Below are 15,382 nucleotides of genomic sequence, written 5' to 3'. Positions count from 1 at the left end.
ATTGCAGTTTCAATCGACGTGGAAGGCGAGGGTGGCCGCCACGGCCTGCTGCCACCCGGCATACAGCTTCTCGCGCCGGGCCACGTCCATCTGTGGCGCGAAGCGCCGGTCCAGGCCCCACTGCGCTGCGATCTGTTCGCGGCTGGTCCAGAACCCCACCGCCAGACCGGCCAGGTAGGCCGCGCCCAGTGCAGTGGTCTCGGTCAACCGTGGCCGCAGCAGCGGCACGCCGAGGATGTCGGCCTGGAAGCCGGCCAGGAAGTCATTACCGATTGCACCGCCGTCGGCGCGCAGTTCGGTCAGCGCGATGCCCGCATCGGACTGCATCGCGTCGAGCACATCGCGGGTCTGGTACGCCATCGCCTCCAGCGCTGCGCGCACGAAGTGCGCCTTGCGGGTGCCGCGGGTCAGGCCGAACATCGCGCCGCGCACATCACTGCGCCAATAGGGGGCGCCCAGGCCGACGAACGCCGGCACCAGGTAGGCGCCACCACTGTCGGGCACCTGCGCGGCCAATGCCTGGCTGTCACTGGCACGGTCGATCATGCGCAGGCCGTCGCGCAGCCACTGCACCACCGAGCCGGCGATGAAGATCGAGCCTTCCAGCGCATATTCCACACGGCCATCCAGGCCCCAGGCAATGGTGGTCAGCAGGCCGTTACGGGATCGTACCGCCTGCGTGCCGGTGTGCATCAGCATGAAGCAGCCGGTGCCATAGGTGTTCTTGACCATGCCCGGCTGGAAGCAGGCCTGGCCGAACAGCGCCGCTTGCTGGTCTCCGGCGATGCCGGCGATCGGAATCGGGTGGTCGAAGAAGAACTGCGGCCGGGTGTGCGCATACACCGCGCTGGAATCGCGTACCTGCGGCAGCATCGCGCGGGGTATGTCCAGCAGCGCCAGCAGGTCGTCATCCCAGTCCAGCGTGTGGATGTTGAACAGCAGGGTGCGCGCGGCATTGCTGTAGTCGGTCACATGCGCCTGGCCGCCACTGAGGTTCCACACAAGCCAGCTGTCGATGGTGCCGAACAGCAGCTCGCCACGCTCGGCGCGTTGCTGCGCACCTTCCACGTGGTCGAGGATCCAGCGCACCTTGGTAGCGGAGAAATAGGCGTCGATCAGCAGGCCGGTGCGTTCGCGGACCAGTGCCTCATGCCCGTCGGACTTCAGCCGCTCGCAGATGGCGTGGCTCTGCCGCGACTGCCAGACGATGGCATTGTGGATCGGCTGGCCGGTGGCGCGGTCCCAGACCACGGTGGTCTCGCGCTGGTTGGTGATGCCCAGCGCGGCGATATGGCGCGGTTCGATCTGTTCGCGGGTGAGCAGTTCGGTCAGCGTGGCATAGACGCTGGTGAGGATCTCGCGCGGGTCATGCTCGACCCAGCCCGGTTGCGGGAAGATCTGCGCGAACTCGCGCTGCGCACTGCCGACGACGTCGCCAGCACGGTCGAACAGGATCGCGCGCGAACTGGTGGTGCCCTGGTCGATGGCCAGCACGTAGCGGGGCGTCATGCAGCGTCTCCGGTAGAACGGTCAGGGTAACTTACCCTTCTCTCTGTAGAGCCGAGCCATGCTCGGCCGCATTTGCACAACGCAGCCGAGCATGGCTCGGCTCTACAGGGTGGGTTGCCCCATCCACGCCTGCAGCCGGGCCACCTGGGCGGCGTCCAGCCGCAATCCCAGCTTGCTCCTTCGCCACAGCACGTCTTCAGCGCTACGCGCCCATTCGTGGTCACGCAGGAAGGTGACCTCGCGCGCGTGCAGGCCCGCACCAAGGTCCTCGCCAAGATCTTCCAGGCCGTGCGCGCCCTGCAGCAGCGCAGCACTGCGGCTGCCGTAGGCCTCGGCCCAACGCTGCGCCGTACAGGAGGGCAGCCACGGTGCCAATGCCTGCAGGCGGGAGTGCGCCTGCGCGGCGTCGCCCCAGTCGCTGCCCGGCAGCGGGTGGCCCGCTGCTGTCCATGCCGGTCCCATCTGCAGCAGGGCAGGGCGCAGCAGCTCCAGCGCTTCTTCGGCCAGCACCCGGTACGTGGTCAGCTTGCCGCCCAGCACGTGCAGTGCAGGCGCCGGGCCGGACTGCAGTTGCAGGCGGTAGTCACGGCTCAGCTTCGCTGCACGCGGGTCCGGATCGGCCAGCAACGGGCGAACCCCTGCGAACTGCCAGACCACGTCTTCCGGGGTGATGGGTTCGCGCAGGTAGCGATTGGCGGCCTCGCACAGATAGTCCACTTCGGAAGGCAGCACGCTGCATCGGGCCGGGTTGCCGCGGTAGTCGGTGTCGGTGGTGCCGACCAGCAGGTGGTCGTGGGCGAAGGGCAGCAGGAACACCACGCGGCCATCGGGTTGCTGAAGCAGGCAGGCACTGTCGTCGGGCCAGGGCCGGCGCAGCACGATGTGGCTGCCCTGTACCAGGCGCAGGGCAGGGCCGCCATCGCGCGCCTGCATCCGTTCCAGCAGGCCTCCTGCCCAGGGACCGGCCGCATTGGCAACGGCGTGGGCGATCACCGTTTGCTGCCGGCCGTCGGTGGCTTCCAGCGTGGCCTGCCAACGGCCCTGCACAGGGCGCAGTTCGACGCAGCGGCTGCGCACATGCACCCGTGCGCCACGCTGGGCGGCGTCCAACGCATTGAGCAGCACCAGCCGCGCGTCGTCGACCTGCGCATCGGCGTAGCTGAAGGCCTGCCGCAGATCCGGGGAGAGCCAGGGGCCGAGCGGGTCGCGTTGCAGGTCCAGTGCGCGCGAGGCGGGGAACGCCGGGCTGCGCCGGCCGAGATGGTCATACAGCCACAGGCCCGTGCGCAGCATCCAGCGCGGTCGCAGGTGGGGTTCCCATGGCAGTACGAAGCGCAACGGACGGACCAGATGAGGGGCCTGCCGGCGTACCACTTCGCGTTCACCCAGTGCCTTGCGCACCAGTCCGAACTCGCCCTGTTCCAGGTAGCGCAGGCCGCCGTGGATCAGCTTGCTGCTGGCGCTGGAGGTGTGCGCGGCCAGGTCATCCTGCTCGCACAACAGCACCCGCAGGCCGCGGCCGGCCGCATCACGGGCGATGCCAGCGCCGTTGATGCCGCCACCGATCACCAGCAGGTCGACTTCGTGCATCGTGCCTCCGTGTCCTGTTCATGTAGAGCCGAGCCCATGCTCGGCTGCTTTCTGGGTGGCCGGGCAAGCTCGACTCTACAAAAAAGCAGCCGAGCATGGGCTCGGCTCTACAGGCGGAACGCAGGTGACGGAAACGACGACGGGCCCCGCAGGGCCCGTCGCGTTACATCAATGAAGCCGGTACTGCCTGGATCAGAAGCGGGCGCCGATGCCGAAGCCGACGGTCCACGGATCCATCTTCGCTTCGCCGATCTTCTCGCCGCCGACCTTCACGTCCGGACGCGAACGCATGTAGCGGGCATCGGCACGGGCGAACCAGGTGGAGTTGATGTTCATGTCCACGCCGACGGTGCCGATCACACCCTTGGCATCCTTGAGGCGGATGTCGGAGCTGCTGCCGTCAGCCAGCGTTTCATTGCTGAAGCTGGACTGGTAGTAGCCCACGCCCACGAACGGACGGAACACGTTGTCAGCCTGGCCGAAGTGGTACTGGCCGCTCAGCGCGACCGGCTGCTGCTCGACGTTGCCCAGACGGGCATTGTTCGGGCCCTTCACCTTGTGGTCGAACTTGTCGGCGGCGCCCCACAGTTCAACGGCCCAGTTGTCGTTGATGTAGTAGCTGAAGCTGACGGTCGGCGCCGGACCGCCATCGACCTTCTTGATGCCGTCGATCGGATCATTCTTCGGCTGCAGCAGCGCGACGCCGCCAACCACGGCAAAATGCTTGCCCGAAGCGGTATCGGTGGAGCTGCTGTCCTGGGCGAAAGCGGCCGGCGCGAAGGCGGCGGAGGTCAGCAGGGCGAGACTCAGGATACGGATGGAGCGCATGGGGGTATCTCCTAGTGTTTCTTGTTTTGGGCCCCCGGTTGCGGGGCGAGCACACCGTAGTCGCCTCAACATGAATCGAATCCGACGCGCGTTAAAAAATAGTTTTCCTTGTTCAGCGATCAGTGCGAAAAGCCTGTTTCCATGGGGTTTTCCGCGCGCGCCGACATTCATGCAGTTGGAGAAGATGTGAGCGAAGCAACGTTGTGCATCGGCCTGCAAGCGCAGGTGAACGTGGAGTGCCGGGTGCTGTTGCTGGGCTCGATGCCGGGCGCGGCGTCATTGCAGGAGCAGCGCTACTACGCCCATCCACGCAATCGTTTCTGGTCGCTGATGGCTGATATCTGCGGGTTTGATGCGGGCCTGCCGTATGCGCAGCGGTTGCAGGCAGTGCAGGCGGCAGGTGTCGGCCTGTGGGATGTCATCGGCCAATGCGAACGTCGCGGCAGCCTGGATGCGCACATCGTGCGCGGCACGGAAGTGCCCAATGCGCTGCCGGCATTGATCGCCTCCCTTCCTGAGCTGGAGCTGATCGGTTGCAACGGCGGTGCATCGATGCTGGCGTTCCAGCGCTGGGTGCTGCCACGGCTGGAGGCCCCGCCCCGGCTGCTGGCGCTGCCTTCCACCAGCCCGGCCAATGCGGCCTGGTCGTTGCCGCGCCTGCGTGTGGCCTGGCAGCCGGTGGCCGACGCACTGGCGACATGAAGCGGACATCGTCCGGACAATACGCTACCGACTGGTCGTGGCCGCACCCCATGGGCAACAGCCTGTCCCGGCTGCGTGCGTACTGAAAACACCTGTAACGGTTGGCGCTGGCCCCCGCTGGCCGCACAATAGACGTTTCCCTACACCAGATTGCCGGAGTTATCCCCATGGCCGAAATCAAGGAAGCACTTGTCCCCGATATCGGTGACTACAGCGATATCCCGGTAATCGAGGTGCTTGTCGCCGTCGGCGACACGGTCAAGAAGGACCAGGGCCTGGTGACGCTGGAAAGCGACAAGGCGACCATGGAAGTGCCGTCCTCGGTGGCCGGCGTGGTCAAGGAACTGAAGGTCAAGGTCGGCGACAGCCTGTCCGAAGGCAAGGTCGTGGCCCTGATCGAAGTGGCCGAAGGCGAAGCCGCCAAGCCGGCGGCGGCTGCGCCGGCACCGGCCAAGGCCGCTGCCCCGGCTGCTGCTACCCAGAGTGCGCCGGCCCCGGCCGCAGCTGCGCCGGCCGCTCCGGCCGCCAGCGGCGGTGCGGTGGAAGCGCTGGTGCCGGATATCGGCGATTACTCCGGCATTCCGGTCATCGAAGTGCTGGTGGCCGTGGGCGACACGGTCAAGAAGGACCAGGGCCTGGTCACCCTGGAAAGCGACAAGGCCACCATGGAAGTGCCGTCTTCGGTGGCCGGTGTGGTCAAGGAGATCAAGGTCAAGGTTGGCGACACTCTGTCGCAGGGCAATGTGGTCGCCATCATCGAAGCCGAAGGCGCTGCCGCGCCGGCCCCGAGCAAGGCCGCTGCGGCCGCCGCTCCGGCCGCTGCCGAGACTGCTACCAAGGTTGAGCCGGTCGCCGTTCCGGCCCAGCCGGACAAGCTGGCCGCCCGCGAGATCGCCTCGGCCGGTGCTCCGTCCAGCCCGCCGGTGCAGTTCAACGCCGATGGCGTGCTGCCGGCAAAGGTGCCGTACGCCACCCCGGCCGTGCGCGTGTTCGCCCGCGAGCTGGGCGTGGACCTGCTGCAGATCAGCGGCACCGAGAAGGGCGGCCGCATCACCAAGGGTGACGTGCAGAAGTTCGTCAAGGCCGCCCTCAGCGGTGGCGTGCCGGCGGCTGCCGGTGGCGCCGTTGCTGGTGGTGGTGGCCTGAACCTGCTGCCGTGGCCGAAGGTCGACTTCAGCAAGTTCGGCGAGACCGAAGTGCAGCCGCTGTCGCGCATCAAGAAGATCTCGGGCGCCAACCTGGCCCGCAACTGGGCGATGATCCCGCACGTCACCCAGTTCGAACAGGCCGACATCACCGATCTGGAAGGCCTGCGCGTGGCGCTGAACAAGGAAAACGAGAAGGCCGGCATCAAGCTGACCATGCTTGCCTTCCTGATCAAGGCCAGCGCCGCTGCGCTGAAGAAGTTCCCGGAATTCAACGCCTCGCTCGATGCCAGCGGTGAAAACCTGACCCTGAAGAAGTACTTCCACATCGGCTTCGCCGCCGATACGCCGAACGGCCTGGTCGTGCCGGTCATCCGCGACGTGGACAAGAAGGGCGTGGTGCAGATCGCGCAGGAAACCGGCGAACTGGCCAAGAAGGCGCGCGATGGCAAGCTTGGCCCGGCCGACATGAGCGGCGGCTGCTTCTCGATCAGCTCGCTGGGTGGCATCGGTGGCACCGCGTTCACCCCGATCGTCAATGCACCGGAAGTGGCCATCCTCGGCGTCTCCAAGTCGTCCATCCAGCCGGTCTGGAACGGCAAGGAATTCGCACCGAAGCTGATGCTGCCGCTGTCGCTGAGCTACGACCACCGCGTCATCGACGGCGCCCTGGCCGCACGCTTCACCACGTACCTGTCGCAGGTACTGGCCGACATGCGCCGCGTGCTGCTGTAAGGCACCGCTTCGCCCCCACCGTGCGGCCGCTGCCCCTGGCGCGGCCGCGTGAACAGATGCAGTGACAGCCCGCCGGCCATGCCGGCCGGGCACGAGGAAAACCCACCATGGCCACGATTGAAGTCAAGGTTCCCGACATCGGCGATTACAGCGATGTGCCGGTGATTGAAGTGTTGGTCGCCGTCGGCGACACGGTGAAGAAGGACCAGGGCCTGGTGACCCTGGAGTCGGACAAGGCCACCCTGGAAGTGCCGTCCTCGGCCGCCGGCGTGGTCAAGGAAATCAAGGTCAAGCTGGGCGACACCCTGTCCGAAGGCGCCGTGGTCGTGCTGCTGGATGCCGAAGGCGCCGCCGAAGCCCCGGCCAAGGCCGCCGCGCCGGCCCCGGCTGCAGCCGCCCCGGCCAGCAAGCCGCCGGTGACTCCGTCGCACCGCGCCCCGGCCGAGCCGGCGGCACCGAAGCCGGCGCTGTCCAGCGGCAAGCCGGCCGACATCGAATGCGAAATGGTCGTGCTGGGCTCGGGCCCGGGCGGCTACACCGCCGCCTTCCGCGCCGCCGACGTCGGCCTGGATACGGTGCTCGTCGAGCGCTACGCCAGCCTCGGCGGCGTCTGCCTCAATGTCGGCTGCATCCCGTCAAAGGCGCTGCTGCATGCCGCCGCGGTGATCGACGAAGTCGCCCACGCCGGTGATTTCGGCGTCGAGTTCGGCAAGCCGACCATCACCCTGGACAAGCTGCGCCAGTACAAGGAAAAGGTCGTCAACCAGCTGACCAAGGGCCTGGCCGGCATGGCCAAGCAGCGCAAGGTCCGCAGTGTGCAGGGCGTCGGCAGGTTCGTTTCCGCCAACGAGCTGGAAATCACCGCCGCTGACGGCAGCACCCAGCTGCTGCGCTTCCAGAAGTGCATCATCGCCGCCGGTTCGCAGGCGGTGAAGCTGCCGAACTTCCCGTGGGACGACAAGCGCGTGATGGATTCCACCGACGCGCTGGAGCTGGCCGACGTGCCGGCCTCGCTGCTGGTCGTCGGCGGCGGCATCATCGGCCTGGAAATGGCCACCGTGTATGGCGCGCTGGGCAGCAAGGTCACCGTGGTCGAGTTCATGGACCAGCTGATGCCGGGCGCCGACAAGGACCTGGTCAAGCCGCTGGCCGACCGCCTGAAGAAGCAGGGCATCGACGTGCACCTGAAGACCAAGGCCTCGGGCGTCACCGCCGATGCCAAGGGCATCACCGTCACCTTCGAAGCCGCCGAGGAAGGCCAGGCGCCTGCGTTGGCGCAGGGCACCTTCGACCGTGTGCTGGTGGCCGTGGGCCGCTCGCCGAACGGCAAGAAGATCGATGCCGAGAAGGCCGGCGTGCAGGTCACCGACCGTGGCTTCATTCCGGTTGACCGTCAGATGCGCACCAACGTGCCGCACATCTTTGCCATCGGCGACATCGTCGGCAACCCGATGCTGGCGCACAAGGCCACGCACGAGGGCAAGCTGGCCGCTGAAGTGGCTGCCGGCCACAAGAAGGAGTGGGTGGCGCGCGTGATTCCGTCGGTGGCCTATACCAACCCGGAAATCGCCTGGGTCGGCGTGACCGAGACCGAAGCCAAGGCCAAGGGCCTGAAGGTGGGCGTGGCCAAGTTCCCGTGGGCCGCCAGCGGCCGCGCGATCGGCATCGGCCGTACCGAAGGCTTCACCAAGCTGATCTTCGACGAAGAGACCCACCGCATCATCGGTGGCGCGATCGTTGGCGTGCATGCCGGCGACCTGCTGGCCGAGATCGGCCTGGCCATCGAGATGGGTGCGGAAGCCGAAGACATCGGCCACACCATCCACGCGCACCCGACGCTGAGCGAATCGGTGGCGATGGCCTCGGAAATCTACGACGGCACGATCACCGATCTGTACATGCCGAAGAAGAAGTAGGGCGCCCGCGCCGTTCCAAACGAAAAGCCCCGGTTCCTGCCGGGGTTTTTTTGTTGGCTGCAGGAATATCTTCGGCTGTTGTCATCGCGAGGGTCCGGGCCACTGCGCGGGTGGCAGGCATTTCGACAAATGTCCCCCGTCGCCCGCCTGCGGCGGTCGCCTCCTCCTTTACTTTGTCCAAACGCCTGCCACCCGCGCAGCGGCTCGGCTTGCGGACGGTCTAGCCGCAGAGCCACTGCAACAGCCGCCGTGATGCCCAGCTTCGGTAGAGTCGACTGTTAGTCGACTTGCGCGCGCAGCGCGGGTTCTTCCGCATCACGACTGAAAGCAGTCGACTAACAGTCGACTCTACCCATAGCTCCGCGTCGCAAACAAAAAAGCGCGGCCCCGATGTTCAGGAGGCCGCGCCAGGAGAGAGCGTGTGGAAGGAGCGGGGGATCAGAACACGAAGCTGACGCCTGCCACCGGGCCCTTGAATTCCTGCTTCAGGCCGATGGTGCCGTCGCTGCCCTTCTTGTCCGCATCGAGCTTGAACCAGTCGTAGCCGGCGAACACGCCGAAGTTCTTAGTGAAGCGGTAGTCGACGATGGCGTTGGCGCGACTCAGGTCGCCCTTGTAGTCGTCGAAGCTGCCCCAGCGCGTGTTGAGGTACTGGCCCTGCAGCGTGATCATCCACTTCTCCGACGGAGTGAAGCTCAGTCGTGCGCCGACCACCGGTGCTACGCCGTCGGTCTTTTCGTTGAGGAACTGGCCTTCGTAGACGGTGCCCAGATCCGCGTATGCCTTGGTGCTGACCTTGGCGTACTCGGCACCCAGCTGCAGGCCGAGATCGAAGGTGTCGGTGTCCACCACCGAGTAGTCATAGACCAGGCTGGCCACCTGGTACTTCAGCTCGCCCTTGACGAAGCTGCCGGACGGCACGTTGACGTCACCGAAGGAAATGTCCTGGCCGAGGGTCTCGCGACGGTCCTTGTCGTACTTGAAGTAGTTGAACAGCAGGCGCTGGCGGTTGCTGATGCGGAACATGCCGTCGATGCGCGGCTCCCATTCCTTGCCCCCCAGCTTGAAGTCCTCCGAGAAGCCGATGTCCTGGCCGGCGACGTTGGTCTTGCCACGCAGGGTGTTGTCCGAGTCGATGTTCATCGCACCCAGGCGCAGGGCGAAGCGATCATCGCCTTCGGCGGCGTGGGCGGCAGTGGCGAACGAAGCGCCGGCGGCAAGCAGGGAGAGGGCGAGCAGGGTGGGAACGGAGCGCATCGAAGAGTCCTTGCAGTGGTTCATCAGAATGAAATCCACTGTGCCGGACAGGCGCGTCCACCATCCGTGAACGTATGGTCCACGCGATGTGCATGGTTCAGCGCTGTCGCCACGATGCAAAAAGATGGCCCCGGAGCCGGGCTTCGGGGCCATCGTGGGACCTGCGGGGCGGAGCGTCGACGAGGTTGCTGCAGGCAGGTCGAAAGTTCGGACCGGTGCGTTGGGCGAAAGTTCCGCCGGATGCGACCAAAGTTCAATATTGCGCCGCAGCATCATACGGACGTCATTGTCCCCCGGGTGGCACGCAAAAATGTAACCGTTACCGCAACTTGCGGCTTCCCGGGATGAACAGGCAGCGGTTGTCTCGCAAATTGTCCCATTGCTATAATTTGGCGGCTCGATGAGGCCCCCCTGCTGTAGCCGCCTCAGCCCTCCACTTGCAACCACGCGGGACGTCCTGTGCTGAACTCCGTTGATGCGGGTCGGCGACTGATGCTGCGCGCCGCGGTCTACCCGCTGGCCGCGGTCGCTGTCCTGGCCCTGGCCTTCCTGCTGGTGGGTCCGAAATACGCCCTCGGCGCGCTGGCGTCCGGTGTGGCCATTTCGGCCGGTGGCTGGGTGGCGGCGCGGATGGCACTGGGCGGGGGAGCGGTGGCAGCAGGATCGGCGATGGCTCGCCTGATCATTGCGATCGTAGCCAAGTGGGTCGTGGTTTTCGGCGTCCTGCTGGTGGGGTTCCTGGTCTTCAAGCTGCCTGCATTGGCGCTGTTGGCCGGTATCGCCGTCGGCTTGATGTTCCAGGTCCTGGCGATGGCCAGGCGTTGACAGAATTCAATTAACTGAAGGTTCCGGACACATGGCGGGCGAGGCTCTAACCCCTACCAGCTACATCCAGCATCACCTGCACAACCTGACCGCGCCGGTCGGCAAGGGTGAGGGTATGTTCTGGCATATCCACGTCGATACCTTCCTCACCGCGGTCCTGATGGGCCTGGTGATCGTTGTCGCGTTCTGGCTGGGCACCCGCAAGGCCACCGCCGGTGTGCCGGGCAAGTGGCAGGCCTTCGTGGAAATCTGCCTGGAGTTCGTCGACCGCCAGGCCAAGGACACCTACCACGGCAAGAGCAAGCTGGTCACGCCGATCGCCATCACCATCTTCTTCTGGATTCTGCTGATGAATCTGCTGAAGATGATCCCGGCCGATTTCATCGCCAAGCCGCTGGAATGGGTGGGCGTGCACTACTGGAAGCCGGTCCCGACCGCTGACGTCAATGCCACCCTGGGCATGGCCATCAGCGTGTTCTTCCTGATGCTGTTCTTCGCACTGAAGTCGAAGGGCCTTGGCGGCTTCATCAAGGAATTCCTGACGGCGCCGTTCGGCAAGTGGATGATGCCGTTCAACCTGATCCTCAACATCGTCGAGTGGCTGAGCAAGCCGATCTCGCTGGCGATGCGACTGTTCGGCAACATGTTCGGCGGCGAAATCGTGTTCCTGCTGATCTGGGTGCTGGGTGGTGCCGGTTTCTTCGGTGCCATTGCCGGTGGTGTGTTCGGCCTCGGCTGGATGCTGTTCCACCTGCTGGTAATCCCGCTGCAGGCCTTCATCTTCATGATGCTGTCGATCGTGTACCTGAGCCTGTCGGAAGACGCTCACTGAGTTTCAAGCTTCAACGCGTTTCAACCTTCATCCGTTTCATCACCCTTAGCAACTTAAGTTCCTGGAGATAACCATGTACTTCGCCGTCCTGACCAACTTCGCGCAGATTCAGAGCTCCACCGCCCTTGCCGTCGGCATCATGATCGGCCTGGCCGCGCTGGGCGCCGGTCTGGGTCTGGCCATCATGGCTGGTAAGTTCCTGGAGTCGGCCGCCCGCCAGCCGGAACTGATCCCGGTCCTGCAGGTCCGCATGTTCATCACCGCCGGCCTGATCGACGCCGCGTTCATCATCTCGGTCGCCGTCGGCCTGCTGCTGGCCTTCGCCAACCCGCTGTCGGCTGCCTTCGCTGGCGCCGTCACCAAGGCTCTGGCCGGCTGATACAGCGGTTTGAGACGACCGGGTGCTGATGCACCCGGTTTCGGATGAAGGCCGGATGCGCCGCTACGGCGGCGCGTCCACCCCGAAACCAGCGATCGAGCTAACCATGAATATCAATTTCACCCTTCTTGCGCAGGCGCTGGCCTTCGCTGGTCTGATCTGGATCATCGCGACCAAGATCTGGCCGCCGCTGATGAACGCGATCGAAGAGCGCCAGCAGAAGATTGCTGAAGGCCTCGCTGCTGCCGACCGCAGCCAGAAAGATCTGGCCCAGGCGCAGGAGAAGGTCAACGAAGCGCTGAAGGAAGCACGCACCAAGGCCAACGAGATCATCGATCAGGCCCACGCACGTGCCAACCAGATCGTCGATGCTGCCCGCAACGAAGCGATCACCGAAGCCACCCGTCAGAAGGAACTGGCCCAGGCTGAAATCGACGCCGCCGCCAACCGTGCCCGTGAAGATCTGCGCAAGCAGGTGTCAGCGCTGGCCGTGACCGGTGCCGAAAAGCTGCTCAAGCGCGAAATCGACGCCAACGCCCACAAGGCGCTGCTCGACGAGCTGGCCTCGGAGATCTAAGGATGAGCCAGGCCCTCACGCTTGCCCGCCCGTACGCCCGCGCCGCGTTCGCGACCGCGCGCGACGAAGGCGCGTTCGCGCCGTGGTCGGACGCCCTGGCGTTCTCCGCCCACGTCGCCGCCGACCCGCGCGTGGCGGCCCTGCTCGCCAACCCGGAGCTGGGTCGTGACGACGCCGTCGCCCTGCTGGCGCCGGTGTCGCACGGCGAGACCTACTCGCGCTTCCTGGCCATTCTGGCCGAATCGCATCGTCTGCCGCTGCTGCCGGAAATCTCCGGCATGTTCGACGCCCTGCGCGCCGAAGCCGAGCACGTGGTCAAGGCCACCGTCACCTCGGCCGCCGAACTGTCGGCCGGTGAACTGGACGCGATCAAGGTCGCGCTGCGCAAGCGCTTCAACCGCGAGGTCGACGTGACCACCGCGGTCGATGCCTCGCTGATCGGCGGCGCCGTGATCGACGCCGGCGACGTGGTCATCGATGGTTCGCTGAAGGGCAAGCTGGCCCGTCTGCAGACCGCGCTCGCTAACTGAATTCATTTAACGTCCGGCCCCGCTGCCGGCACTAGGACTTGACGATGGCAACCACGCTCAACCCCTCCGAAATCAGCGAACTGATCAAGAACCGCATCGAGAAGGTCAAGCTGGCCGCGGAATCGCGCAACGAAGGCACCGTGACCAGCGTGTCCGACGGCATCGTGCGCATCTTCGGTCTGGCCGACGTGATGCAGGGCGAAATGATCGAACTGCCGAACAACACCTTCGCACTGGCCCTGAACCTGGAGCGCGACTCGGTCGGCGCCGTGGTCCTGGGTGACTACGAGCACCTGCGCGAAGGTGACGTCGCCAAGACCACCGGCCGCATCCTGGAAGTGCCGGTCGGTCCGGAACTGCTGGGCCGCGTCGTGAACGCGCTGGGCGAGCCGATCGACGGCAAGGGCCCGCTGGGCACCGACCTGACCGCTCCGGTGGAGCGCGTTGCTCCGGGCGTGATCTGGCGCAAGTCGGTCGACCAGCCGGTGCAGACGGGTTACAAGTCGGTCGACTCGATGATCCCGATCGGCCGTGGCCAGCGCGAGCTGATCATCGGCGACCGCCAGACCGGCAAGACCGCGATGGCGATCGATGCGGTGATCAACCAGAAGGGCACCGGCATCAAGTGCGTGTACGTTGCGATCGGCCAGAAGGCTTCGACCATCGCCAACATCGTGCGCAAGCTGGAAGAGAACGGCGCGCTGGCCCACACCATCGTGGTGGCCGCGACCGCTTCCGAATCGGCTGCCATGCAGTACATCAGCGCCTACTCGGGCTGCACCATGGGTGAGTACTTCATGGACCGCGGCGAAGACGCGCTGATCGTGTACGACGATCTGTCCAAGCAGGCCGTCGCCTACCGCCAGATCTCGCTGCTGCTGAAGCGCCCGCCGGGTCGTGAAGCCTACCCGGGTGACGTGTTCTACCTGCACTCCCGTCTGCTTGAGCGCGCAGCCCGCGTGTCCGAGGAGTACGTCGAGAAGTTCACCGAAGGCAAGGTCACCGGCAAGACCGGTTCGCTGACCGCGCTGCCGATCATCGAAACCCAGGCCGGCGACGTGTCCGCCTTCGTTCCGACCAACGTGATCTCGATCACCGACGGCCAGATCTTCCTGGAAACCGACCTGTTCAACGCCGGCATCCGCCCGGCCGTGAACGCGGGTATCTCGGTGTCGCGCGTCGGTGGCTCGGCCCAGACCAAGATCATCAAGAAGCTGTCGGGCGGCATCCGTATCTCGCTGGCCCAGTACCGCGAGCTGGCTGCGTTCGCGCAGTTCGCCTCGGACCTGGACGAAGCGACCCGCAAGCAGCTGGAGCGTGGCCAGCGCGTCACCGAGCTGATGAAGCAGAAGCAGTACGCGCCGATGTCGATCGCCAACCAGGCGCTGTCGATCTACGCCGTCAACGAGGGTTACCTCGACGACGTGCCGGTCAACAAGCTGCTGGCGTTCGAAGAAGGCCTGCACGCCCACTTCGCCAACACCCAGGGCGAGCTGATCAGCAAGGTCAACGCCACCGGCGGTTGGGACAACGACATCGAAGGTGCCTTCAAGAAGGGCATCGCCGAGTTCAAGACCACCGGCAGCTGGTAATCGCGGTCCTGTAGAGCGGAGCCGCTGGCTCCGCTGGACCAGATGACAAACGGTTGAACAACGCGGGGCATCAGCCCCGCGCCACGGGAAACAAGAGATGGCAAGCGGACGCGAAATCAAAACCAAGATCAAGAGCGTGCAGAACACCCGCAAGGTGACGCGCGCCCTGGAAATGGTCTCGGCCTCCAAGATCCGCAAGGCGCAGGATCGGATGAAGACCTCGCGTCCGTACGCGCAGGCGATGAAGCAGGTGATCGGTCATCTGGCCCAGGCCAGCACCGACTACCAGCATCCGTTCCTGGTCGAGCGCGAGCAGGTCAAGCGGGTCGGTTTCATCGTGATCTCCTCCGATCGCGGCCTGGCCGGCGGCCTGAACAACAACCTGTTCCGCAAGATGCTGGGCGAAGCCAAGGCATGGCAGGACAAGGGTGCTGAAGTGGACCTGGTGACCATCGGCCAGAAGGCATCGACCTTCTTCCGACGCGTGAAGGTCAACATGGTCGGCAGCGTGACCCACATCGGCGACGTGCCGAAGCTGGAATCGCTGATCGGTGTGATCAAGGTCATGCTCGACGCCTTCACCGAAGGCAAGGTCGACCGCGTGTACCTGGTCTACAACCGCTTCGTGAACACCATGACGCAGAAGGCCAGCTTCGATCAGCTGCTGCCGCTGCCGCCGGCTGAGAAGCAGGTCGCTCACCACGACTGGGATTACCTGTACGAACCCGATGCCGCGACCGTGCTGGAGCACGTGATGACGCGTTACATCGAGTCGCTGGTGTACCAGGCACTGCTGGAAAACGTCGCCTCCGAGCATGCAGCACGCATGGTTGCGATGAAGGCGGCGAGCGACAACGCCAACAAGCTGATCGGCACCCTGCAGCTCGTCTACAACAAGGCGCGCCAGGCAGCGATCACCCAGGAAATCTCCGAAATCGTCGGCGGCGCGGCAGCAGTCTGACCGC

The 15,382-nt window shown here is 65.4% G+C and carries 14 protein-coding genes; 10 read left to right on the top strand and 4 right to left on the bottom strand.

The window, feature by feature from the left end; translation table 11 throughout:
* Positions 1 to 9 precede the first annotated feature (9 nt).
* The 3 genes from glpK to AASM09_RS19450 form a co-directional block, all read right to left on the bottom strand.
* Positions 10 to 1,509 carry a glycerol kinase GlpK gene (gene glpK / locus AASM09_RS19460; RefSeq protein WP_049429098.1) on the bottom strand — a complete coding sequence of 500 codons (1,500 nt, stop codon included), beginning with the start codon at positions 1,507 to 1,509 and terminating at the stop codon, positions 10 to 12.
* Positions 1,510 to 1,611: 102 nt separating this feature from the next.
* Positions 1,612 to 3,099, bottom strand: a complete 1,488-nt coding sequence (gene glpD / locus AASM09_RS19455; protein WP_049429099.1) for a glycerol-3-phosphate dehydrogenase — start codon at positions 3,097 to 3,099, stop codon at positions 1,612 to 1,614.
* A gap of 192 nt (positions 3,100 to 3,291) precedes the next feature.
* Complete coding sequence (locus AASM09_RS19450; protein WP_005411140.1) at positions 3,292 to 3,927, bottom strand: OmpW/AlkL family protein; 636 nt, start codon at positions 3,925 to 3,927, stop codon at positions 3,292 to 3,294.
* 186 nt (positions 3,928 to 4,113) lie between these two features.
* Between AASM09_RS19450 and AASM09_RS19445 the strand changes: the two genes are divergently transcribed.
* The 3 genes from AASM09_RS19445 (at position 4,114) to lpdA (ending at position 8,425) form a co-directional block, all read left to right on the top strand.
* Positions 4,114 to 4,629, top strand: a complete 516-nt coding sequence (locus tag AASM09_RS19445; protein WP_049429100.1) for a DNA-deoxyinosine glycosylase — start codon at positions 4,114 to 4,116, stop codon at positions 4,627 to 4,629.
* Between the two features lie 167 nt (positions 4,630 to 4,796).
* On the top strand, positions 4,797 to 6,509 hold the full coding sequence (aceF, locus tag AASM09_RS19440) for a dihydrolipoyllysine-residue acetyltransferase (RefSeq protein WP_100443694.1): 1,713 nt from the start codon (positions 4,797 to 4,799) through the stop codon (positions 6,507 to 6,509).
* Between the two features lie 107 nt (positions 6,510 to 6,616).
* Positions 6,617 to 8,425, top strand: a complete 1,809-nt coding sequence (lpdA, locus tag AASM09_RS19435) for a dihydrolipoyl dehydrogenase (protein WP_049426680.1) — start codon at positions 6,617 to 6,619, stop codon at positions 8,423 to 8,425.
* A 438-nt stretch (positions 8,426 to 8,863) separates the two neighbouring features.
* Here lpdA and AASM09_RS19430 read toward each other — a convergent pair whose 3' ends face one another.
* Entirely contained in the window at positions 8,864 to 9,682 is an 819-nt protein-coding gene (locus AASM09_RS19430) for a hypothetical protein (RefSeq protein ID WP_049429263.1), read from the bottom strand.
* A gap of 459 nt (positions 9,683 to 10,141) precedes the next feature.
* Here AASM09_RS19430 and AASM09_RS19425 point away from each other — a divergent pair, with 459 nt between their 5' ends.
* The 7 genes from AASM09_RS19425 (at position 10,142) to atpG (ending at position 15,378) form a co-directional block, all read left to right on the top strand.
* On the top strand, positions 10,142 to 10,507 hold the full coding sequence (locus AASM09_RS19425; RefSeq protein WP_014648497.1) for a hypothetical protein: 366 nt from the start codon (positions 10,142 to 10,144) through the stop codon (positions 10,505 to 10,507).
* A gap of 31 nt (positions 10,508 to 10,538) precedes the next feature.
* A complete protein-coding gene (gene atpB, locus AASM09_RS19420; protein WP_010481316.1) occupies positions 10,539 to 11,339 on the top strand; it encodes a F0F1 ATP synthase subunit A in 801 nt (266 codons plus the stop codon).
* A gap of 73 nt (positions 11,340 to 11,412) precedes the next feature.
* Positions 11,413 to 11,718 (top strand): F0F1 ATP synthase subunit C, encoded by a 306-nt coding sequence (atpE, locus tag AASM09_RS19415; RefSeq protein WP_005411133.1) that lies wholly within the window; start codon positions 11,413 to 11,415, stop codon positions 11,716 to 11,718.
* Positions 11,719 to 11,824: 106 nt separating this feature from the next.
* Complete coding sequence (locus tag AASM09_RS19410; RefSeq protein ID WP_005419512.1) at positions 11,825 to 12,295, top strand: F0F1 ATP synthase subunit B; 471 nt, start codon at positions 11,825 to 11,827, stop codon at positions 12,293 to 12,295.
* A 2-nt stretch (positions 12,296 to 12,297) separates the two neighbouring features.
* Positions 12,298 to 12,825 carry a F0F1 ATP synthase subunit delta gene (locus AASM09_RS19405; RefSeq protein WP_005411131.1) on the top strand — a complete coding sequence of 176 codons (528 nt, stop codon included), beginning with the start codon at positions 12,298 to 12,300 and terminating at the stop codon, positions 12,823 to 12,825.
* A gap of 44 nt (positions 12,826 to 12,869) precedes the next feature.
* Positions 12,870 to 14,417, top strand: a complete 1,548-nt coding sequence (atpA, locus tag AASM09_RS19400) for a F0F1 ATP synthase subunit alpha (RefSeq protein WP_005419511.1) — start codon at positions 12,870 to 12,872, stop codon at positions 14,415 to 14,417.
* 97 nt (positions 14,418 to 14,514) lie between these two features.
* Entirely contained in the window at positions 14,515 to 15,378 is an 864-nt protein-coding gene (gene atpG, locus AASM09_RS19395; RefSeq protein ID WP_006471334.1) for a F0F1 ATP synthase subunit gamma, read from the top strand.
* Positions 15,379 to 15,382: the final 4 nt, after the last annotated feature.

The sequence above is a fragment of the Stenotrophomonas maltophilia genome, assembly GCF_039555535.1.
Lineage (GTDB): Bacteria > Pseudomonadota > Gammaproteobacteria > Xanthomonadales > Xanthomonadaceae > Stenotrophomonas > Stenotrophomonas maltophilia_Q.
The sequence above is the reverse complement of the archived record's forward strand: the minus strand, read 5'-3'. Positions and strand labels throughout refer to the sequence as shown.

Bases quoted from the DNA above. Each gene is read 5' to 3' on its own strand.
- AASM09_RS19450 (WP_005411140.1), bottom strand. From the start codon at position 3,927: ATGCGCTCCATCCGTATCCTGAGTCTCGCCCTGCTGACCTCCGCCGCC.
- AASM09_RS19410 (WP_005419512.1), top strand. From the start codon at position 11,825: ATGAATATCAATTTCACCCTTCTTGCGCAGGCGCTGGCCTTCGCTGGT.
- AASM09_RS19405 (WP_005411131.1), top strand. From the start codon at position 12,298: ATGAGCCAGGCCCTCACGCTTGCCCGCCCGTACGCCCGCGCCGCGTTC.
- glpK (WP_049429098.1), bottom strand. From the start codon at position 1,509: ATGACGCCCCGCTACGTGCTGGCCATCGACCAGGGCACCACCAGTTCG.
- AASM09_RS19430 (WP_049429263.1), bottom strand. From the start codon at position 9,682: ATGCGCTCCGTTCCCACCCTGCTCGCCCTCTCCCTGCTTGCCGCCGGC.
- glpD (WP_049429099.1), bottom strand. From the start codon at position 3,099: ATGCACGAAGTCGACCTGCTGGTGATCGGTGGCGGCATCAACGGCGCT.
- atpG (WP_006471334.1), top strand. From the start codon at position 14,515: ATGGCAAGCGGACGCGAAATCAAAACCAAGATCAAGAGCGTGCAGAAC.
- aceF (WP_100443694.1), top strand. From the start codon at position 4,797: ATGGCCGAAATCAAGGAAGCACTTGTCCCCGATATCGGTGACTACAGC.
- atpB (WP_010481316.1), top strand. From the start codon at position 10,539: ATGGCGGGCGAGGCTCTAACCCCTACCAGCTACATCCAGCATCACCTG.
- lpdA (WP_049426680.1), top strand. From the start codon at position 6,617: ATGGCCACGATTGAAGTCAAGGTTCCCGACATCGGCGATTACAGCGAT.
- atpE (WP_005411133.1), top strand. From the start codon at position 11,413: ATGTACTTCGCCGTCCTGACCAACTTCGCGCAGATTCAGAGCTCCACC.
- atpA (WP_005419511.1), top strand. From the start codon at position 12,870: ATGGCAACCACGCTCAACCCCTCCGAAATCAGCGAACTGATCAAGAAC.